17 protein-coding genes are annotated in these 19,674 nt (G+C 74.4%); 11 read left to right on the top strand and 6 right to left on the bottom strand.

What is annotated here, in order from left to right:
- Window positions 1-16: 16 nt before the first annotated feature.
- Window positions 17-964 (bottom strand): GAF domain-containing protein, encoded by a 948-nt coding sequence (locus ACQP2P_RS38140; protein ID WP_433609378.1) that lies wholly within the window; start codon window positions 962-964, stop codon window positions 17-19.
- Window positions 965-1,137: 173 nt separating this feature from the next.
- Between ACQP2P_RS38140 and ACQP2P_RS38135 the strand changes: the two genes are divergently transcribed.
- The 3 genes from ACQP2P_RS38135 (at window position 1,138) to ACQP2P_RS38125 (ending at window position 4,496) form a co-directional block, all read left to right on the top strand.
- Window positions 1,138-2,466, top strand: a complete 1,329-nt coding sequence (locus ACQP2P_RS38135) for an NYN domain-containing protein (RefSeq protein WP_433619432.1) — start codon at window positions 1,138-1,140, stop codon at window positions 2,464-2,466.
- Between the two features lie 343 nt (window positions 2,467-2,809).
- Window positions 2,810-3,046, top strand: coding sequence for a hypothetical protein (locus ACQP2P_RS38130; protein WP_433609376.1), 237 nt, complete (start codon window positions 2,810-2,812; stop codon window positions 3,044-3,046).
- A gap of 193 nt (window positions 3,047-3,239) precedes the next feature.
- Window positions 3,240-4,496, top strand: coding sequence for a M48 family metallopeptidase (locus ACQP2P_RS38125; RefSeq protein WP_433609374.1), 1,257 nt, complete (start codon window positions 3,240-3,242; stop codon window positions 4,494-4,496).
- 837 nt (window positions 4,497-5,333) lie between these two features.
- Here ACQP2P_RS38125 and macS read toward each other — a convergent pair.
- Together macS and ACQP2P_RS38115 are read right to left on the bottom strand one after the other, a co-directional pair.
- Complete coding sequence (macS, locus tag ACQP2P_RS38120) at window positions 5,334-7,379, bottom strand: MacS family sensor histidine kinase (protein ID WP_433609372.1); 2,046 nt, start codon at window positions 7,377-7,379, stop codon at window positions 5,334-5,336.
- 8 nt (window positions 7,380-7,387) lie between these two features.
- Entirely contained in the window at window positions 7,388-8,479 is a 1,092-nt protein-coding gene (locus ACQP2P_RS38115; protein ID WP_433609370.1) for a D-alanyl-D-alanine carboxypeptidase family protein, read from the bottom strand.
- A gap of 89 nt (window positions 8,480-8,568) precedes the next feature.
- Here ACQP2P_RS38115 and ACQP2P_RS38110 point away from each other — a divergent pair, with 89 nt between their 5' ends.
- Window positions 8,569-9,162 carry a GDSL-type esterase/lipase family protein gene (locus ACQP2P_RS38110; protein ID WP_433609368.1) on the top strand — a complete coding sequence of 198 codons (594 nt, stop codon included), beginning with the start codon at window positions 8,569-8,571 and terminating at the stop codon, window positions 9,160-9,162.
- Window positions 9,163-9,253: 91 nt separating this feature from the next.
- Entirely contained in the window at window positions 9,254-10,381 is a 1,128-nt protein-coding gene (locus tag ACQP2P_RS38105) for a glycosyltransferase family 4 protein (RefSeq protein ID WP_433609366.1), read from the top strand.
- 204 nt (window positions 10,382-10,585) lie between these two features.
- Here the strand turns inward: ACQP2P_RS38105 and ACQP2P_RS38100 are convergent, their stop codons facing one another.
- The 3 genes from ACQP2P_RS38100 to ACQP2P_RS38090 form a co-directional block, all read right to left on the bottom strand.
- Window positions 10,586-11,254 (bottom strand): response regulator transcription factor, encoded by a 669-nt coding sequence (locus ACQP2P_RS38100; protein ID WP_344610478.1) that lies wholly within the window; start codon window positions 11,252-11,254, stop codon window positions 10,586-10,588.
- A gap of 33 nt (window positions 11,255-11,287) precedes the next feature.
- The gene (locus ACQP2P_RS38095; RefSeq protein WP_433619430.1) at window positions 11,288-12,850 is read right to left on the bottom strand and encodes a sensor histidine kinase; all 1,563 of its coding nucleotides are present in this window, start codon (window positions 12,848-12,850) and stop codon (window positions 11,288-11,290) included.
- A gap of 167 nt (window positions 12,851-13,017) precedes the next feature.
- Complete coding sequence (locus tag ACQP2P_RS38090) at window positions 13,018-14,808, bottom strand: AMP-dependent synthetase/ligase (RefSeq protein ID WP_433619428.1); 1,791 nt, start codon at window positions 14,806-14,808, stop codon at window positions 13,018-13,020.
- A 155-nt stretch (window positions 14,809-14,963) separates the two neighbouring features.
- Here ACQP2P_RS38090 and ACQP2P_RS38085 point away from each other — a divergent pair, with 155 nt between their 5' ends.
- From ACQP2P_RS38085 to ACQP2P_RS38060, 6 genes are read left to right on the top strand one after another with little or no spacing between them, the layout of a single operon-like run.
- Window positions 14,964-15,407, top strand: coding sequence for an SRPBCC family protein (locus tag ACQP2P_RS38085; RefSeq protein WP_433609363.1), 444 nt, complete (start codon window positions 14,964-14,966; stop codon window positions 15,405-15,407).
- On the top strand, window positions 15,404-15,766 hold the full coding sequence (locus ACQP2P_RS38080; RefSeq protein ID WP_433609361.1) for a hypothetical protein: 363 nt from the start codon (window positions 15,404-15,406) through the stop codon (window positions 15,764-15,766). The genes ACQP2P_RS38085 and ACQP2P_RS38080 overlap by 4 nt, the downstream gene beginning before the upstream one ends.
- A gap of 31 nt (window positions 15,767-15,797) precedes the next feature.
- Window positions 15,798-16,742 (top strand): ROK family glucokinase, encoded by a 945-nt coding sequence (locus tag ACQP2P_RS38075; protein WP_433609359.1) that lies wholly within the window; start codon window positions 15,798-15,800, stop codon window positions 16,740-16,742.
- An 8-nt stretch (window positions 16,743-16,750) separates the two neighbouring features.
- Complete coding sequence (locus ACQP2P_RS38070) at window positions 16,751-17,437, top strand: endonuclease/exonuclease/phosphatase family protein (protein WP_433609357.1); 687 nt, start codon at window positions 16,751-16,753, stop codon at window positions 17,435-17,437.
- 18 nt (window positions 17,438-17,455) lie between these two features.
- A complete protein-coding gene (locus tag ACQP2P_RS38065; RefSeq protein ID WP_433609355.1) occupies window positions 17,456-18,868 on the top strand; it encodes a flavin-containing monooxygenase in 1,413 nt (470 codons plus the stop codon).
- Complete coding sequence (locus ACQP2P_RS38060) at window positions 18,865-19,674, top strand: alpha/beta hydrolase (protein WP_433609353.1); 810 nt, start codon at window positions 18,865-18,867, stop codon at window positions 19,672-19,674. Before ACQP2P_RS38065 ends, ACQP2P_RS38060 begins: the two co-directional genes overlap by 4 nt.

The following is a 19,674-nucleotide window of genomic DNA, read 5'->3' as shown; positions in this document are numbered from 1 at the left end:
GTGTGACAAAAAAATCCTAGTGCGGCGGGAAGCGCAGCTCGATGCGCACGTCGGGGGAGCCGATCATGGCCGAGGTGTCCATGACGGTGGCCCCGTGGGCGCGCAGGATGTCGGCGACGGCCCGGGGCACGGGCTCGTCGGCCGGGCGCATCCCGGCGAGGTCGGCCTGCCACTCGGGCCGGATGCTGCCGCCCGCGTGGCCGATCTCGATCGCCGGCACCGGGGTGCTCAGCACCCGCACCGCGACCCGGCCGCCGGCCGGGGCCAGCTTGAGCGCGCCGAAGATGACGTAGTCGAGCGCGCGGGACAGCCGCGCGGGGTCCGCGTGGATCGATGCCGGGTCGGTCAGCCCCAGCGTGATGGCGATGTTGCGGGCGTCGGCGATCCCGCGCAGCTCCCGGATGCGGGCCTCGGTCAGGTAGGCGAGGTCCACCGAGCGGGGCTCGGGCCGGCCCCGCAGGTCGTCGGTCACCACCAGCCGACGCAGCTCGAGCAGCTCGGTGACCTGCTTGGCGAGGGCCCGCAGCGCCTTCATCTGGTCGAGGTCGAGCCGGTGCGGGTTGTGGTCGACCACGCACAGGGTGCCCAGGGCCGCGCCTTCCGCCGTGAGCAGCGGCGCGCCGGCGTAGAAGCGGATGCCGTCGTCCGGGGTGACGTACGGGTTGTCGGCGAAGCGCACGTCGGCGGTGGCGTCGGGCACGACCATGAGGTCGCGGCCCATGATCGCGTGCGCGCAGAAGGCCACCTCGCGGGGCGTCTCCGCCAGGTCGATGTCGCCGATCTTGGCCTTGAACCACTGCCGCTCGGTGTCCACGAGCGTGACGAGCGAGATCGGCGCGCCGCAGACCTCGCTCGCGATTCGGACGATGTCGTCGAAATCGGTCTCCGGCGGCGTGTCCAGGACAGCCATCGCGTGCAGCGCGGAGACGCGGTCCGCCTCGTTGCTGGGTACCGGTACCGCCATCCCCGCCTCCCAAGCCGTACACCTAATTGGGTGAAATAAGGATATGTCAGCTTTTAGCCGTTCGAGGTAAGGCGGCCGTCTCGGACACCATCCCGGGCGAATGTGGTCGACAATGCGACACTGGAGTGATGTCTGCGCACGACGCTCCCGACGACCTCGAGATCGAGGCCGCGATGGAGCCTGCGCAGGCCACGGAGGACGAACTCGAGCCGGTGCTGCCCGACGTCGTCCGGCAGCGGGTGATCGCCCTCGCCGCGGGGGCCATGACCGGGCTGCCGCTGGAGGAGCTGCCCATGCCGCTGCGGCGGGTGGCCAAGTTCGCCCCGAACCGCCGCGCCCGCCTCGGCGGCCCCGTCATCGCCATGCAGCTCTCCGGCGACCCCCTGCTGCGTCAGCGCCTGGCCACCCGGGTGGTCAACGACGCCGGTGACCTGGGCGCGGCCGTGCTCGAGGGGCTCGCCCCGGCGGCGGCGGACCCGGTCGAGGTGGCGGCGCTGGCGTACCTCGCCCGCCCCGACGGCTGGCGCCGGCTCGTCACCGACGCGACCGAGACCGTGCGCGCCGAGGCCGAGGGGGCCGTCGCCTCCGAGCGCGTCCGCGACGTCGAGCAGCGCCTCGCGCGCGCCGAGCACGACCGGGCCGTCGCCCGCGTCGAGGCCGACAAGCTGCGCGACGAGCTGGCCCGGCTCCGCGACGAGACCGCCGGCCTGCGCGAGGAGGCCCGGGCGCTGGCCAAGGCGCTGCGCGAGTCGCAGGCCAAGGAGCGCAAGGTCACCGACATGCTCGCGGCCGAGAAGGGCCGCGCCGCCAAGGTCAACGCCGACCACGACGCCGAGCTGCGCCGCCTGCGGGCCCGCCTCGCCGAGGCCGAGACCGCCGCGGGCGCCCAGCGGCAGAGCGCCAAGGACGCCCGCGCCGTCGACGACGCCCGCCTCTGGCTGCTGCTCGAGACCATCGGCCAGGCCGCCGTCGGCCTGCGCCGCGAGCTCGCCCTCGACCCGACCGACAAGCTCCCGGCCGATTTCGTGGCCGACGCCGCCGCCGAGCGCCCGGAGGGCGTCACCGCCGCCGCGCGCGCCCTGGACGCCGACGACCCGGCCCGCCTCGACCAGCTGCTGAGCCTGCCCAAGGCCCACATGATCGTCGACGGCTACAACGTCACGAAGAAGGGGTACGCGGAGATCTCCCTCGAGCAGCAGCGCAACCGCCTCATCGCCGGGGTCGGCGGGCTCGCGGCGCAGACGCGCGCCGAGGTCACCGTCGTGTTCGACGGCGCGGAGCGGGTGCACGGCCTGCCGCCGGCGCCGCGGGGCGTGCGGGTGCTGTTCTCCCGCAAGGGCGAGACGGCCGACGAGCTGATCCGGCGCCTGGTCCGGGCCGAACCCGCGGGGCGCCCGATCGTGGTGATCTCCTCGGACAAGGAGGTCATCGACGGGGTACGCCGCCACGGCGCCTACCCCCTCTCCTCGGACACCCTCCTGCGCCGCCTGTCCCGCTCCTGACCCCCTGCCGCGGGCCGTCTCGTTCCCGCGCTTCGCTACCTGCGCGGTCTCGCTTGCCCGTGCGCGCTCGTCTGGTGCCTGGGTTTCCTGCTGCCGGTCCGGCTCCCGCGCTGGCTCCCGCACCTTGCTTTCCGCGCTTCGGCTTCCCGCACTTCGCCTTCCCCGCGCCGAACGCGCCTGGGCGGGTCCGGCCCGCCTCCGCACGCTCCGTGATCATCGCTCTGACCTGGGCGTTTGCATTTTTTGTCGTACCCCCTCGCTACCGTTCGTGCTATCGGGTTCACCGATACGCCATATGCCGGGCGGATCCCGGCTCCGGCGGATCGTCGGTATTGGAGGAGCGATGCTCGTCGACTGCGAAAGCTGTTCGGTGCGGGGCAACGCCTGCAGGAGTTGCGTGGTGACCCTGCTGCTCGACACCCCGCCCGCGTTGCACCAGCTCGGCGCCGAGGAGGTGCGCGCCATCGAGGTGTTCGAGCTCGCCGGGTTCGACGTCACCGTCCTGGAGCCCACCCACTTCGAGGCCACCCCCGTGACCCCCGTGCCCTCACCCCGCCGTCGCCGCGGGCGCGCCGCATAGGCCGCCGTGATGCCCACCCGCTTCCGTCCCGTGCTCACGCTCGGCGTGCCCGGCGTGCCGGGCGCGGCCGTTGACGTTGCGGCTGCGGCCGTCGGGGTGCGACGAAGGCGGCCGCGATGACCACCCGCTTCCGCCCCGTGGTCACGCTCCTCGTGCCGGGCGCGGCCGACGGCGTGCCGCATAGGCTGGCACGATGACTCCCCGGCTCTGGGCCACGATCACGCTCGTCGTGCTGCTCGTCGCCGCGGCCGTCGTCGCGCTGCTGCGGGTGCCCTGGTCGTCGCCGCCCGCGCCGCGCGCCGATCAGCTCGCCGCGCTCAACACCCTGCCGCGCGACGCGGTCGCCCAGGGGCGTGCCTTCCACGCGGCGTTGCGCCCGGGGATGTATCTCTCGATCGTCCTCGGCCTCATCGTCGCCCTCGTGCTCGGCCTCACCCCCGCCGGCGCCTGGCTCGTGGAGCAGGCCGGGCGCCCGTTCGGCGGCCACTGGCTGGCCCGCGCCCTGCTCGGCGGCTTCCTCGTCACCCTCGTCGGCGAGGTCGTCGCGCTGCCCCTGTCCGCGTGGCGCCAGTCGATCCTGCGCCGCTACGGCCTGTCCACCCAGAACTGGGGCGGCTGGACCGTCGACCTGCTCAAGGGCTATGCCGTCGGCGCCGTCATCGGCGCGATCGTGCTCGTCGGCTTCTACACCGTCACCCACTTCGCCCCGCGCTGGTGGTGGGCCTGGGCCGCGACCGGCGCCGCGGTGCTCACGATCCTGTTCTCGTTCATCCTGCCCGTCCTCGTCGAGCCGGTCTTCAACAAGTTCACCCCGATGCCCGACGGCGAGCTGCGCACGAGCCTCATGAGCCTGGCCGCCCGCGACGGCGTCCCGGTCCGCGACGTGCTCATCGCCGACGCGTCCCGCCGCACCCGAGCCGTGAACGCCTACGTCTCCGGCCTCGGCCCGACCCGCCGCATCGTCGTCTACGACACCCTGCTGGAGAAGGCCCCACCGGCCGAGGTCGAGTCCGTGGTGGCCCACGAGCTCGGCCACGCCAAGGACGGCGACGTCCTGACGGGCACGCTGCTGGGCGCCCTGGGCGCCGCGGCGGCGGTCTGCGCCCTCTACCTGATCGGCTCCTGGTCCGCCCTGCTACGCCTGGCCCGCGTCGACTCGATCGCCGAACCCCGGGCCCTGGCCCTGCTCCTGGCGCTGGCCACGATCGCGAGCCTGTTCGCCGGCCCGGCCCAGGCTTTCGTCTCCCGTCGCGTCGAGGCCCGAGCCGACGAACACGCCCTGCGGCTGACCGCGAACCCGAAGGAGTTCGAGGCCATGCAGGGCCGCCTGGCCCTGGTCAACCTGGGCGACCCGGACCCCAACCCGCTGGAGCAGTTCCTCTTCGGCAGCCACCCGACAGCGGTGGAACGCATGGCCGCCTCCCGAGCCTGGGCCCGCGCCCACCCATAGCCCGCTCGCGTCTTCGGGCTGCTCGCGTCTTCGGGCTGCTCGCGTCTTCGGGCCGCACCCACCCGCCTGACCAGCCGCACCCGCCCGCGATCCCGCAGACCCGCAACCCGCCGCTCGCACGCCACTCCAGCCGAGCCCGCGCCCGCCTGCCCGACTAGCCGCGCCCGTTCGCAACTCCGCGCGCCCAGCTGAGCCTGCGTGTGCCTGCCCGCCTGGCCGCGCTCGTTCGCAACTCCGCGCGCGCAGCTGAGCCCGGGTGTGCCTGCCCGACTGGCCGCGTCCGTTGGCAACTCCGCGCGCGCAGCTGAGCCCGGGTGTGCCTGCCCGACTGGCCGCGTCCGTTGGCAACTCCGCGCGCGCAGCTGAGCCCGGGTGTGCCTGCCCGACTGGCCGCGCCCGTTCGCAACTCCGCGCACGCAGCTGAGCCCGGGTGTGCCTGCCCGACTGACGGCGCCCGTCCGTGACTGCGCAGAGCCGCGATCCGTGTCGCCGGGCGTACGGCGCCCACGTCCGTGCCCTCGGCCGGCCGCAGCGGTTCGGGATTCCGCGGACCCGCAAACCGACTCGGCGGCCACCGCCCATTCGGTGCGGGTGAGCCCGGCGCATCGAGCCGCCGCGCGAGCGCTTCCTGACCGGCGGTGCTGCCATCGCACGGAGAAGCACGACAGAAGCACGGGGAAGCACGAAGAGGACAGGAGCGAGCTGCTCCTGCGCGCGGGCGCTCGTCGACGAAGGAGGGTGCCCTCGCGTGGGAGCAAGACGAAGGAGGGCGCCATCGCGTGGGAGCAAGACGAAGGAGGGTGCCATCGCGTCGGGGGGAGAGAGTGGGCGGTCGCGTCAGGTGGGGGAGTCGCGGCGGCGGGGGACGTAGAACTCGACCTCGGTGCCCTTCCCCGGGCGGCTGGAGATCTCCGTCGTCCCGCCCAGGTCCGCGATCCGCCCGCGCATCGACTGGGCCACGCCCAGCCGCCCCGCGTCCGCGGCCTCCGTCAGGCGCTCCGGCGCGAAGCCCACGCCGTCGTCGCGGACGGTCACGCGTACGGCATCGCCCTCGTCCTCCACGAGGACCCACGCGCGCGCCGTCGGGCCCGCGTGGCGGCGGACGTTGTCGAGGGCGGCCTGGACGGCGGCGGTGAGCTCGGTGGACGCGTCGGCCGGCAGGAGCACCGGCTCCGCGGGCGCCGCGACCTCGATGGTCGGGGAGGCGAGGGCCGTGAGGGTGGCGCGCACGTCGAGGCGGTTGGCCGCCGGCGCGATGGGGCCGCCGGAGAGCAGGTTGCGCAGTGCCTGCTCCTGCTCGCCCGCGAGGGTGGCGAGCTGCGGGCCGGCCCCGCCGAGCTCGTTGCCGTGGCGCTGCATGAGCGCGAGCACCTGCAGGACCCCGTCGTGGATGGGGCGGGCGAGCCGGTTGCGTTCGGCCTCGGCGGCCTCGCGGCGGATCTGCTCCGCGCGCAGGCGGTCCGCGCGGCGCGACGCCCACTGCTGGGCGAAGCCGAGCCCGCCGACGCCCGCCGCGGCGACGAGGAGCAGGACGGCCGACGTGGTGAGGTGGAAGACCGGGTTGAAGTACGAGGAGGCGGGCAGCCCGTCCTGCAGGTACGTGGCCTCGATCGCCTGGCGCCCGCCGAGGGCCAGCACGACCGCGAGCGGGCCGAGGGTCGCGGGTGCGGCGCCCGACGGGGCGAGGGTCGGCGCGACGGTGCCGACGATCGCCGTCGCCGCCGCGGTGACGAGCACCGCGATGAGGATGCCCGGCACGACGCTGCCCTGGCTGGCGAGCTTCTCCGGGTGCCCGGTCGTGGCCGCGTACGCGATGAACAGCGCGGTCGCGGCGGCCACGGTCACGCCGGCGGTGAGCGGCACCCGCAGCCGGGTCCAGGCGAGGCCGGCGCCGACGGCGAGCCCGCCGAGCACGGAGAAGAAGGGCAGGGTGGTGTACCGCAGCGCCCCCATCGCCAGGATCAGCGGCGCGACCATGCCGACCTGGGCCGTCGCCGCGGTCAGGGCCCCGCCGAGGGACCAGGGGCCGGCCATCGCCGCGAGCGCGGCGACCACGATGAGCGTGATGGTGCCGATGACGGCGCCGGCCACGTACGCGTGGCGGTACATCGCGCTCTGTGACACCCCGAGCAGCATGGCGAGGCGGTCCGGGGTGAGCAGGCCCAGCGGGAAGGCGAGCGCCAGGGCGAGGCCGCCGGCCAGGACCAGCCGCAGCCGGGGCCAGCCCTGGTGCTCGGGGCCGCCGGGCCGGGCCGCGGGGTCGTGCCCGCGCAGCAGCCACGCCGCCGTCGCCGCGCCGGCGATCCCGAGCACGACGAGCGTGCGCTGCCAGTCGTAGACGGCACCGTACGGCTGCCACCAGGCGTCGGCGATGGCCATGCCGAGCAGGGTGGTCCCGACGCTGAGCCCCGCGACCAGCGTGCCCCGGCCGGTCTCGCCGCGCCGGAGCATCGCCTGGGCGGCCGCGAGCACCGCGACGAGCGCGAGCGGCTGGGCGCAGCGGGGCAGCAGCGAGACCGACAGCGGCAGGTGCCGTGCCAGTTCCGTCGGCAGCAGCATCGGTACCGCCAGCAGCCCCGCCCCCGCCATCAGCACCGGCCACCGGCGCAGCAGGACGAGGGCGGCCACGATGACGACGATCGGCCCCAGCTCGTACGCGGCGTCGAACGCGCCGCGCGGGCTGGCCTGCAGCGCGAGGTTGAGCACCGGGTTGCCCGGACCGCCGTAGGGCGAGCGCGCCGAGGACGTGGCCACGAGCAGCACCGCGCCGCTGAGCGCACCGGCGAGGGCCGCGGTCCGCTGCCGCGGCGTGGCGACGGCCGGGGTCGGGCTGGACGGGACCGGGGTGGACGGGACCGGGCTGGACGGGATCGGCGTGGACATCGCAGCGATCATCGCCGAATCGCCGCGCTCATGCACGCGCGTGAATCGAGGCGCCCGCAGGGGCGGTGCGGCTCGGGGCGGTGCGGGTCGGGCGCGGGGGTGTGGTGCGGGTGCGGTTCGGGGCGGTGTGGATCGGGCGCCGTGGTGTGGTGCGGGTGCGGCTCCGGGCGGCGTGGATCGGGCGCGGTGGTGTGGTGCGGGTGCGGCTCCGGGCGGTGCGGGTCGGGCGCCGTAGCGTGGCGTAGGTGCGGCTCGGGGACGCCGGGGTGCGGCAGGCGCACGGGACGCCCGTCCGGCCGGTACTCGAAGTGCCACCACTCGTTGTCGTACGTCCGGTAGAGCCCGTGCCGGTCGCCGTGGCGCTCGAGCCACCGGGCGCCCTCGGTCGGCCGCACGTCCAGCGCGGTCCCGGCGACGTGCCGCGACGCGTGCGGCGGCAGCACCCGGCGCCAGGCCGCCGCGACCGACCCGTCGCGGGCGACCGCCGCGGCGAAGAGCCGGGCCTGCTCCACCGGGTCGCGGTAGCCCGACGTGAGGCCGATCAGCTCGCCGTGGCGCCACAGGGCCTCAGCGCGCGCCGCCTCGAACGCGGCCCGCGTCGCCCCCGTCAACCCGGCCAGGTTCTCGGCCGGGAACCGCGCCGCGAGCGCCCACTGGCAGGCCCGGTGCCGCGCGGGCCCGAGCGCTCCCGCGCGCGAGGCGAGGTCGGCCCGGTCTCGCGCGGGCCCGAGCGCTCCCGCGCGCGAGGCGAGGTCGGCCCGGTCTCGCGCGGGTCCGAGCGTCCTCGGGCCGGAGCCGAGGTCGTCCCGGTCCCGCGCGGGTCCGAGCGTCCCCGGGCGGGAGGCGAGGTCGGCCCGGTCTCGCGCGGGTCCGAGCGTCCCCGCGCGGGAGCCGAGCTCGGCCCGGTCCCGTGCGGGGGCGAGCGCCCGTTCGCGCGCGGCGAGCGGTGCCCGCTCCCGGGCGGTCCTCGCGCACCGGTGCGGTGTCACGAGCCAGGCGACGGGCACGAGCGCGACCGCCAGCGCGCGTGTGACCCGCCGGTACACCACGTCCCGTCGCCGCGCGGTCGCGGCGCCCCCGTCAGCGAGCGTGTACGGCATGCGAAGAATCTGCCGGTCGGGCCGGGGTGCGGGCCTGAGTCGGGGTACCCATTTCGCGCTGGGTACCGCCACTCAGATGCAATGGACCCATGTCGTCGGATGTGCGCGTCTGCTTCCTCGGGGATTCCTTCGTCGCCGGGGTCGGCGATCCCCAGTGCCTCGGCTGGGCGGGCCGCCTCGCCGTGCTGGCCCATCGCCGCGGTACCCCGCTGACCGCCTACAACCTCGGCATCCGCCGCGACACGTCGGCCGACGTGCTGGCCCGCTGGCGCGCCGAGTGCACGCCGCGCCTGCCGGCCGGCTGCGACGCGCGGCTCGTGCTCTCCTTCGGGGTCAACGACACCGTCCAGGGCCTGCCCGCGGCCGAGTCCACCGGCCGCCTGCGCACCCTGCTGACCGACGCGGCCGCGTGGCCGCGGCTCGTGGTCGGCCCGCCGCCGGTCGGCGACGAGCCGGTCAACCGCGCGCTCGCCGCCCTCGACGAGACGTTCGCGGAGGCCTGCCGGGACCTGCGGGTGCCGTACGTGAGCACGCTGCCCGCCCTGGTGCGCGACCCGGTCTGGATGCGCGAGGTCCGCGACGGCGACGGGGCGCACCCGGGCGCGGCCGGCTACGAGGCCCTGACCCGCCTGGTCGCCCCGGCCTGGGCCAGGTGGCTCGACGCCGGACCCCTGACCCCCTGACCTTCTGACCCCCTGACCCCCGACGCTTCGATCTCCTGGCCCGCGGCGCCTCGTGGCCGGGCCCGGCGGGGCGCGCCGGTACAGTCTCCCGGTGGCGACCTCACTGCTGATCACCAACGACTTCCCGCCCCGGCCGGGCGGCATTCAGCAGTTCGTGCACAACCTCGCCGTCCGCCAGCCGCGCGACGAGGTCGTCGTCTACGCCTCGACCTTCCCGGGCGCCGAGAAGTTCGACGCCGAGCAGCCGTTCGAGGTCGTCCGGGAGCACACCGGCATGCTGCTGCCGACCCCGCACGTGGCCCGGCGGGCCGCCGAGATCGCCCGCGCCCGAGGCTGCGACCGGGTCTGGTTCGGCGCCGCGGCCCCGCTCGGGCTGCTCGCCGCGGGCCTGCGCCGCCGCGCCGGGATCGAGCGCGCGGTGGCGATCACGCACGGGCACGAGGCCGGGTGGGCGGCGCTGCCGGGCGCGCGGACCCTGCTGCGGCGCATCGCGCGGGGGACGGACGTGGTCACCTACCTGGGGGAGTACTTCCGGGTGCGGCTCGCCCGCGCCATCGGCGGGCTGACGGACCTGCGGCAGCTCGCGCCGGGCGTGGACGTGGACGCCTACTCGCCGCGGGTCGACGGCTCGGTGGTCCGGGAGCGTCACGGGCTGGGCGGCCGCCCGGTCATCGTGTGCGTCTCCCGGCTGGTGCCGCGCAAGGGCCAGGACGTGCTCATCCGGGCCCTCCCGCGGATCCGCCGGGCGGTGCCGGACGCGGCGCTGCTGGTGGTGAGCGGCGGGCCGTACCGCGCGACCCTCGAACGCCTCGCCCGCGAGCACGGCGTGCGCGGCGACGTGGTCTTCACCGGCCCGGTCGAGTGGGCGGAGCTGCCCGCGCACTACGCGGCCGGGGACGTGTTCGCGATGCCCTGCCGCACGAGGCGCCGCGGTCTCGACGTCGAAGGGCTCGGGATCGTGTACCTCGAGGCCTCCGCCACCGGCCTGCCCGTCCTCGCGGGCGACTCGGGCGGCGCCCCCAACGCGGTCCGGGAGGGCGAGACGGGCTTCGTGGTCCCCGGCCGCGACGTGGACGCGGTGGCCGACCGGCTCGTCACCCTGCTCCAGGACCGCGACCTGGCCAGGCGCATGGGCGCGGCCGGCCGCGCCTGGGTCGAGTCCGAATGGCGCTGGGAAACGCAGGCCGCGCGCCTCCGGTCGCTCCTTGCCCTGCGGTAACCATCGCCCTCGCCGGACGGCCGCGGCGCGGATATCGGTGACGGGGAAACGCCGCCGGGCGCCGGAATCGAAAGCGACGCCGAAAAACGCGGCCGGAAACGTCAGGCTTATCCCCGCCGGCGCATTCCGGGAATGGCGCGGCCGGCTGCCCGGGGGTATCGGGAGCCGGCCGTCAGCGCGATTGCGGGGGTCGGGCGGAACGCGTCAGAAACTGGGGGCGTCGGGGGCTTCGAGCAGACCGAGGCGCAATGCCGTCATGAGCGCCTGGGCCCGGTTGGCCGCGCCGAGCTTCTCGTAGAGCTTCGAGATGTGCGTCTTCGCGGTGGATTCGGAGACGAACAGCTGCTTGGCGATGCCGGCCACGCTCATGCCGTCCGCGAGCAGGCGCAGGACCTGGCCCTCGCGGGGCGACAGCTGCGGGCCGCTCGGGGCCAGCCGGCGCTTCATCGCCTCGGCCAGGTCGGCCGCGGTGAACGCGCTGGGCGCCGAGGCGGCGTGCCGGGCCGCGGCCACGACCTCGTCGGCCGGGGCCGTCTTGGGCACGAACGCGGAGGCTCCGGCCTCGAGCGCGCCGAAGAGCTGGTCGTCGCCGGCATACATGGTCAGCACCACGATGCCCATGCTGTTGCTGGTCTTGCGCAGGGCGCGGGTGGCCTCCAGCCCGCTGCCGTCGGGCAGCCGGAGGTCCATGATCACGACGTCGGGCTGCAGCGCGCCGGCCTGGCGGATCGCCTCGGCGGCGGTCGCGGCCTCGCCCACCACCTCGAACTGGCGGTCGCGCTCGAACGCGTGCCGCAGCCCTCGGCGAATCAGATCGTGGTCGTCGACGAGCAGCACTTTGGTGCGTGTCGTCGGCGTCGCGGTAGTAGACATTCCCGGTGCTCTCTCCCTCTGGGTGCCTTCACGCTACCGCGCACGCGGTGCGGTTCCGAGCACAACCGCCACTGTGGTCCCATTCGGCACGCGTGGCGTGATCTCCAACCGGCCCCGGATACGTTCCGCCCTCTCGGCCATGATCGCAAGACCATAGTGGCCGTCCGGCCGGTTCTCACCGATGCCGCTGCCATCGTCGGATATTTCTACCTGTGCGAACGGTGGATCGACCGCGCACGTTACCCAAAGATTCTCCGCGCCGGCGTGTTTGCGCGCGTTGGTGATGGCTTCCTGGGCAATGCGCAGCAGTTCTGCCTCGACGGCGGCCGGCAGCCGGGCGGTGGTCTCGTCGAGCGAGAGATGCACCCGCAGGCCGGCCGACGCGCCGACGGTCCGTGCGTAGTCGGAGATCGCCGCGGTGAGCCCGCCGTAGCGGTCCACCTCGCTGCGCAGCTCGAACAGCGACAGGCGCAGCTCCGTGATGACCCGTGTGACCTCGGCCCGCAGGATCCGCAGCTCCTCCTCGGCCGCCTCGGCGTCGGGCAGCGCGGCGACCGCGTTGTCGATGCCGTAGCCGACCATGACCAGCTCCTGCGCCACGCCGTCGTGGATCTCGCGGGCGAGCCGCTGCCGCTCCTCGGTCGTCGCCAGCGAGCGGACCTCGTCGAAGAGCAGGGCCGCCTCGAGCCGCAGCGCCGCCGCCCCGGTCACCGACTGGACCTTGGTGACCAGCGCGGGCGGGTAGGAGCCGGGGGAGTCGGACTCCAGCACGATCAGCCCGACGGTGCGCACCCCGGCGATGAGCGGCACGGCCATCGAGGAGATGCTCTGCCCGCGGGCGACCGAGCGGGCCTGCGAGCGCCCGGAGACGACCGGCTGCTGGGTGGCCCACGCGTCGGCGACGGCGCTCTCGGTGTCCAGCGCCGTCTCCCAGTCGAGCCGCTCGACGCCGGCCTGGGCCAGCACGACCAGCCGCCCGCCGCCGCTGCCGGACAGCACGGCCCCGCGGGTGGAGGGCACCAGCGCCCGGACCTCGTCGAGCAGGTGCTCGGCCAGGCCGCCCGGGTCGAGCGTGGCCCCGGGCAGCTGCCGGGCGACGCTGCGCAGCTGGGTCAGCAGGCGCGTGGCCTCGGCGTAGGGCTGCGGGGTGGCCTCGGGCCGGCGGGCCAGCAGCACCCGCTGCAGCATCGTGGCCTGGAACGCGGCGACCCCGGCGATGACCAGCCAGGTGCCGCCCGCGGCGAGGTAGTCCCGCTCGTCGAGCCGCCCCTCGACCGCCCCGCCGATGACGAGCAGCGCGGCCGCCGCGGCCAGGTAGGCCCCGGCGAGGCGGCGCCCCTCGGACAGCGCGGCCGCGACGATCGGCACCGGCAGGTAGAGCAGCAGCGCCTCGGCGTCGTGGTTGAGCGTCGACGCGGCGAAGGCGGTGATGAGGACCTCGGCGGTCCGGCCGAGCCGGCCGACCTCGTGCGGGTCGGGCGCGACGGTCGCGACGACCGCGGCGGCGAACAGCAGCGCGAGCCAGAGCAGCTCGGCCCCGCGCACGTCGTCGGAGAGCAGCAGCACGGCGACGAGGGCCAGCAGCAGCACCCGCACGACGACGATCGCCGTGCGCGCCTGCGTCGCGGCCGTCCCGGCGCGCTCACCGGCCGGCGTGCTGCGAGCCGGCGCGGCCGTGCGGGTAGCGGACAGGTCCGTCAACGGCGATCCCTCCAGGCGGCCGGGGGTTGTCAACTGCGGTCGGGCATCGGTCGGGGTGGTGCTCAGCGCTCGTAGATGGCGGCGATCTCGCCCGCGTACTGCCGCATCACGACGTTGCGCTTCACCTTCAACGACGGAGTGAGCTCCCCGGTCGCCTCGGTGAAGTCGCGGGGCAGGATCCGGAAGACCTTGATCGCCTCCGCCTTCGACACCGCCTGGTTGGCCTCGTCGATCGCCTTCTGGATCTCCGCGCGCAGCTGCTCGTCGCCGGCCAGGCTCTCCATCGAGGCGTCCTCGGGCTTGCCGTTGTCGCGCTTCCAGGCCGGCAGCGCGTCGGGGTCGATGGTCACCAGCGCGGCGATGAACGGCTCCCGGTCGCCGACGACCATGCACTGGCTGACCAGCGCGTGGGCCCGGACCCGGTCCTCGAGCACGGCCGGCGCGACGTTCTTGCCGCCGGCGGTGACGATGATCTCCTTCTTGCGCCCGGTGATGCGCAGGAACCCGTCGTCGTCGAGCTCGCCGAGGTCGCCGGTGTGGAACCAGCCGTCGTCGTCGATCACCTCGGCGGTGGCCTCGGGCTGGTTCCAGTAGCCCTTGAACACGATGTCGCCCTGCACGAGGATCTCGCCGTCGTCGCCGATGCGGATCGTCACGCCCGGCAGCGGCCGCCCGACGGTGCCGATCCGCACGCCGTTGTCGCGGTTGGCGTTGGTCGCGGGTGAGGTCTCGGTGAGCCCGTAGCCCTCGTAGATCGTCACCCCGATGCCGCGGTAGAAGTGCGCGAGCCGCTCGCCGAGCGGGGCGCCGCCGGAGATGGCCCGCGTGCACTGGCCGCCGAGCGCGGCCCGCAGCTTGCCGTAGACGAGCCGGTCGAACAGCGCGTGCTGGGCCTTGAGCAGCAGCCCCGGCGACGGCGACGCGCTGTAGTCGATCGCCACCCGCTCGGCCCGGTCGAAGATCGCCCCCTTGCCGTCGGCCTGGGCCCGCTGCTTCGCGGTGTTGTAGACCTTCTCGAACACGCGCGGCACGGACAGTACGAACGTGGGCCGGAAGCTTTTCAGCGCGTCGGCCAGGTTCTTCGTGTCGGCCGTGTGCCCCATGGTGGCCCGGGCCTGGACCACGCCGATCTGGATGAGCCGGGCGAAGGAGTGGGCGAGGGGCAGGAAGAGCAGCGTGCGGGCGCCCTCGTTGAACAGCGAGCGCAACTCCGGGATCGCGTTGACGATGTCGGAGAGCATGTTGCGGTGCGTGATCATGCAGCCCTTGGGGCGGCCGGTCGTGCCGCTGGTGTAGATGATCGTCGCCAGGTCGTCGGCCTTGGTCGCGGTGCGCCGCCGGTCGACGTCCTCGCGGGCCACGCCCGCCCCGTCGCCGACGAGCTGCTCGACCGCGCCCGGCGTGCCGTCGATCTGCCACACGTGGGCCAGCGCGGTGGCGCGCTCGCGCATCTGGGCCACGGCGTCGCGGTGCGCGTCGGTCTCCACGAAGCAGGCGACCGCGCCGGAGTCCTCGAGGATCCACGCCACCTGCTCGGGGCTGGAGGTCTCGTAGATCGGGACGGTGACCGCGCCGCAGGTCCAGATCGCGTAGTCGATGAGGGTCCACTCGTAGCGGGTCTTGCTCATGAGCGCGACGCGCTCGCCCGGCTCGATGCCGGCGGCCAGCAGCCCCCGGGCCAGCGCCATGACCTGGTCGAGGAAGTCCGCACAGGTCACGTCCTGCCAGGCGCCGTCCACCAGGCGCTGGAACTGCACCGTGGCGGGGGCCACAGCGGCGTTGTCCCAGACCGGGTCGGTCAGGGTGGCCGTCTCGGCGACGCTGACCGCGGCGGGGACGGAGAACTCGCGCACGTCCGGCTCCATTTCGACGCTGTACTTCTGTATCGGGAACCTACCTTTCCCCGTAACACCACGCACAGGGCGCCCACACCCCAATTACACGGAGGTGCCTGCGAGCAGGCGAGCCGACGCCCCGCCCGTGCCATGACAGAGGTAGCCTGCCACGCATGGCCGACACTTCGACTCAGTCGATCGTCATTGACGCGCCCCCGGAGCGGGTCGCCGCGGTCATCGCCGATTTCGCCCGCTATCCGGAATGGGTGACGGCGGTGAAGTCGGCCGAGGTGGTCGAGGAGTACGAGGACGGCTACGCCAGCCAGGTCCACTTCGTGCTCGACTCGGGCCCGGTGTCCGATGAGTACACCTTGCAGTACGCCTACGCCGAGGACCTGAGCCGCATCGAGTGGAGCCTCACCGCCCCGTCGAAGGTGCAGAAGCAGCAGAACGGCTCCTACGACATCGGCGCCAACGCGGACGGCACCTCCACGGTGACCTACTCCCTGTCGGTGGAGCTGGCGATCGGGATGCTCGGGATGTTCAAGCGCAAGGCCGAGAAGATGATCATGGACACCGCGCTCAAGGAGCTCAAGCGGCGGGTCGAGGGCTCATGAGGGATCCCCGCGAGGAGGCCGAGCGCCTGGTCGCCGCCGCGCTCGCCGCCGTGTCCATGGCCGCCAACAGCACGGCCGGCTTCGCCACCGGCTCCGCCGAGTGCTGCGTGTGCCCGCTGTGCAAGGCCATCGCCGCCGCCCGCGACCCGGATCCGGACTTCGCCGAGCGCCTGGCGACGGCAGCCGGCGACGTGGCCGCCGGCGTGGCGTCGTTCCTGCGGCAGTTCAGCCCGCCCGCGGCGGCGCCGAAGCAGCCGGAGCAGCCCGAGCGGCCCGAGCGGGGCGACGACGACACCGACGCCTGGCACAAGGCCACGCACGAAACGTCAACCACCGACAGTGACGTCGAACAGGATTGACCCCAAGCAGCAACGAGAGGAGCCAGCCGCAGTGGGTCTGACCATCGGCGTCGACATCGGCGGAACCAAGGTGCTCGGCGGTGTCGTCGACACCGCGGGCGACGTGCTCGTCCAGACGCGGCGCGACACGCCCGCGCAGGACCCGGGCCAGACCGCGGAGCGCATCATCGAGGTGATCAGGGAGCTCGCGGCCGCGCACCCGGTGGAGGCGGTCGGCATCGGCGCGGCCGGGTGGGTCGACGCGACCCGCTCGATCGTGCAGTTCGCGCCGAACCTCGCCTGGCGCGACGAGCCGCTGCGCGACAAGATCCAGCAGGCGGTCGGCCTGCCCACCGTCGTGGAGAACGACGGCAACGTGGCGGCCTGGGCCGAGTTCCGCTTCGGCGCCGCGCACGACGCCGACGACTCGATGGTGCTCTACACGGTGGGAACCGGCATCGGCAGCGGGATCGTGCTCGGGGGCCGGCTCATCCGCGGCGCGAACGGCGTCGCCGGCGAGATCGGGCACACCACGATGGTTCCGGACGGCCACCCGTGCGGCTGCGGGCGCCGGGGCTGCCTGGAGCAGTACGCCAGCGGCAACGCCCTGGTCCGCTTCGCCCGCACCGACGCCAAGGCCCGCCCCGAGGCGGCCGCGGCGCTGCTGCGCGAGGCCGGCGGCGACCCGGACGCGATCCAGGGCCCGGCGGTCACCGCCGCCGCGCGGCTCGGCGACCCGGTGGCCATCGGCGCGTTCGAGCAGGTCGGGCGCTGGCTCGGGGTCGCCTTCGCGGACCTGGTGCAGACGCTGGACCCGCAGGTCATCGTGGTCGGCGGCGGCGTGATCGACGCCGGTGACCTGCTGCTGAAGCCGGCCCGGGCCAGCTACGAGGAGCAGCTGGCCCAGCGCGGCCGGCTCCCGGTCGCGGACGTCCGCCCGGCACTGATGGGCAACCTGGCCGGCGTGGTCGGCGCAGCGGATCTGGCACGTATGTAGGTGAATCGGTGACGAAGATCAGGGTGCTGTCGTACAACCTGCACGGCCTCAAGGACGACCGGCGCGCGCTCGCGTCGGTGGTGCGCGAGGCCGCGCCGGACATCGCGATCCTCCAGGAGGCGCCGCGGCGCTTCCGCTGGCGGCAGAAGTGCGCGGCCCTGAGCCGCGAGCTGGAGCTCGTCATCGGCGGCGGCGGGCTGCCGGCGCTGGGCAACCTGATCCTCACCAGCCTGCGGGTGCGCGCCGTGGAGGCGTGGAACGTGCGCTACCCGCTGACGCCCGGCCGGCACATGCGCGGCGCCGCCTTCGTGCGGTGCCGCGTCGGCCGGTCCACGTTCGTCGCGGCCGGCTCGCACCTGTCGACCGACTCGGCCGAGCGCCCGGCCCAGGCCGAGCTGCTCAAGGCGCGGATGGCGGAGGTCGCCGAGCCGCTGGTGTTCGCCGGCGACCTCAACGAGAACTCCGGCGGGGCGGCCTGGCGCATGATCGCCGACGGGCTCACCGACGCGGCCACGACGCCGGACGGGCTCGACGAGCGGCCGACCTTCCCGGCCACGGCGGCCCGCGAGCGCCTCGACGTGATCTTCGCCGATCCGCGGATCACGGTCCTGCAGTACGACGTGATCGACACGCCGCAGTCCCGCGCCGCCAGTGATCATTTCCCGGTGATCGCCGACCTGGAAATTGACGCATAAATCCGGGATGATGCCGCAGTGAGCGCTGACGGTCGAATCGAAGATCTCGCCGGGAACGCGACCCACTGGCGTGACGGCGAGCCCGTCTACGACCGCGGCGACACCGTCTGCGTCATCGGCGCCGGTGGCACCGGCCTCACCGCCATCAAGAACCTCCGCGAGGCCGGGTTCGGGGTGGACTGCTACGAGCGCGAGACCGGCGTCGGCGGGGGCTGGAACTGGCGCCACGACCGCAGCCCGGTCTACGCCAGCACGCACCTGATCTCGTCGAAGCCGTTCACGCAGTTCCCCGACTTCCCGATGCCGGACGACTGGCCGGACTACCCGCACCACTCGCAGATGCTGCAGTACTTCGAGCGCTACGCCGACCACTTCGGCCTGCGCGAGCACATCTGGTTCGGCACCGAGGTCGCCCGGGCCGAACCCGTCGACGACCCCGGCGGCGGGCCCCCGCGCTGGGACGTGACCGTGAAGGGCTCCCGGGGCGGGGCGCCGCGCACCATGCGCTACGCCGCCGTCGTCGCCGCCAACGGGCACAACTGGGCGCCGAAGATGCCGCAGTACGAGGGGCTCGCCGAGTACCGCGGCAAGGTCATCCACGCCAGCCAGTACAAGGACGCCGCCCAGCTGCGCGGCCGCAAGGTGCTCGTGATCGGGGCCGGCAACTCCGGCTGCGACATCGCCGTCGAGGCGGCCCAGCAGGCGGCCAAGTGCTGGCACTCGACGCGGCGCGGCTACTGGTATGCCCCCAAGTTCGCCCTCGGCCGCCCGTCGGACCAGGTCAACGACCGGATCCTGGCGATGCGGCTGCCCGCCCGGGTGCGCCAGTGGCTGCTGCACCGCACGATCAACATGACCGTCGGCGACCTGACCCGCTTCGGCCTGCCGAAGCCCGAGCACGGCATCCTGGAGATGCACCCGCTGGTCAACAGCCAGCTGCCGTACTACCTCGGCCACGGCGACGTGCTCGCCGTCCCCGACGTCAAGCACTTCGACGGCTACGAGGTGGTGCTCGCCGACGGCCGCTCGATCGACCCCGACCTGGTCGTCATGGCCACCGGCTACCTGCCGAAGTTCGAGTTCCTGGCCCCGGAGCTGCTCTCCTGCGACGCGGCCGGCCGGCCCCGCCTGGCCCTGCAGATGCTCTCCCGCACCCACCCCACGCTCGCCGTCGCCGGGCTGCTGCAGCCGGACTCGGCGCTGTTCACGCTGTCGCACTGGCAGGCCGTCCTCATCGCGCAGTGGCTGCGGGTCCTCGACGCCGCACCCGACCGCGCGCAGGCCGTCTGGGCGCGTCTGCGCGTCGAGGGCGATCGGCGCTACACCCAGGCCAAGGTCACGGACTCGACGCGCCACTGGTTCGAGGTGAGCCACTTCGTGTACCTCAAGGAGCTCGAGAAGGCGCTCCACGAGCTGGAGGCGGTCCGATGACCACGCGCGTCATGAGGTCGGACGAGTGGGCGGACCCGCCCGTGCCGGTGCGCCGCGAGGTCCTCGACGCCCAGCCTCCGGGCCCGGCCGACCCCGCCGCGACCCCGGTGCTGTTCGTGCCGGGCTACGGCCACGGCGCCTGGGCCTTCGCCGAGCACTGGCTGGAGCACACGGCGCAGCGTGGTTTCCCGGCGTACGCCATGAGCCTGCGCGGCCACGGCGGCTCGGGCCCGGCGCCCCAGGCCCGCCTGCGCGACTACGTGCACGACGTGACCCAGGTCGCGGCCGGGCTGCCGCGCCAGGCGGTCCTGGTCGGCCACGGCGCCGGCGCCCTGGTGGTGGCCATGGCGATGGCGCGCTACCCGGCGCGGGCCGGCGTGCTGCTCGCCCCGGTCTTCGGCGGCCTCGCCACCGCGTTCGGCCTGCTCGGGCGCAACCCGGCGGGCACCCTGCCGGGGATCTTCGGCGGCCGGGTCTCGCTCGGCCGCGAGCAGCTGTTCAGCCGGGCGCTGCCGGCGAACGCGGGCCAGGCCTACGCCCAGCGCCTCCAGCGGGTCCCCGGCGGCGCCCAGCGCCAGCTCATCACCCGCCACCAGCCCGAGCCCCCGGTCGGCGCCCCGCCGGTGCTGGTCGTGGGCAGCCCCGACGACCGCGTGGTCTCCGCCGCCGCCCTGCAGTGGGTGGCCCGGCGCTACGGCGGCTCCCCGCTGCTCTTCCCCGGCATGGGCCACGACCTCATGCTCGACGCGCGCTGGCAGGAGCCGATCGATGCGATCGCGGACTGGCTCGGCAAAGCCGGCGGGTAG

Source organism: Dactylosporangium sp. CA-139114, from assembly GCF_050955725.1.
GTDB lineage: Bacteria > Actinomycetota > Actinomycetes > Mycobacteriales > Micromonosporaceae > Dactylosporangium.
The sequence above is the reverse complement of the archived record's forward strand: the minus strand, read 5'-3'. Positions and strand labels throughout refer to the sequence as shown.

Bases quoted from the DNA above. Each gene is read 5' to 3' on its own strand.
- ACQP2P_RS38140 (WP_433609378.1), bottom strand. From the start codon at position 964: ATGGCGGTACCGGTACCCAGCAACGAGGCGGACCGCGTCTCCGCGCTG.
- ACQP2P_RS38135 (WP_433619432.1), top strand. From the start codon at position 1,138: ATGGAGCCTGCGCAGGCCACGGAGGACGAACTCGAGCCGGTGCTGCCC.
- ACQP2P_RS38130 (WP_433609376.1), top strand. From the start codon at position 2,810: ATGCTCGTCGACTGCGAAAGCTGTTCGGTGCGGGGCAACGCCTGCAGG.
- ACQP2P_RS38125 (WP_433609374.1), top strand. From the start codon at position 3,240: ATGACTCCCCGGCTCTGGGCCACGATCACGCTCGTCGTGCTGCTCGTC.
- macS (WP_433609372.1), bottom strand. From the start codon at position 7,379: ATGTCCACGCCGATCCCGTCCAGCCCGGTCCCGTCCACCCCGGTCCCG.
- ACQP2P_RS38115 (WP_433609370.1), bottom strand. From the start codon at position 8,479: ATGCCGTACACGCTCGCTGACGGGGGCGCCGCGACCGCGCGGCGACGG.
- ACQP2P_RS38110 (WP_433609368.1), top strand. From the start codon at position 8,569: ATGTCGTCGGATGTGCGCGTCTGCTTCCTCGGGGATTCCTTCGTCGCC.
- ACQP2P_RS38100 (WP_344610478.1), bottom strand. From the start codon at position 11,254: ATGTCTACTACCGCGACGCCGACGACACGCACCAAAGTGCTGCTCGTC.
- ACQP2P_RS38085 (WP_433609363.1), top strand. From the start codon at position 14,964: ATGGCCGACACTTCGACTCAGTCGATCGTCATTGACGCGCCCCCGGAG.
- ACQP2P_RS38080 (WP_433609361.1), top strand. From the start codon at position 15,404: ATGAGGGATCCCCGCGAGGAGGCCGAGCGCCTGGTCGCCGCCGCGCTC.
- ACQP2P_RS38060 (WP_433609353.1), top strand. From the start codon at position 18,865: ATGACCACGCGCGTCATGAGGTCGGACGAGTGGGCGGACCCGCCCGTG.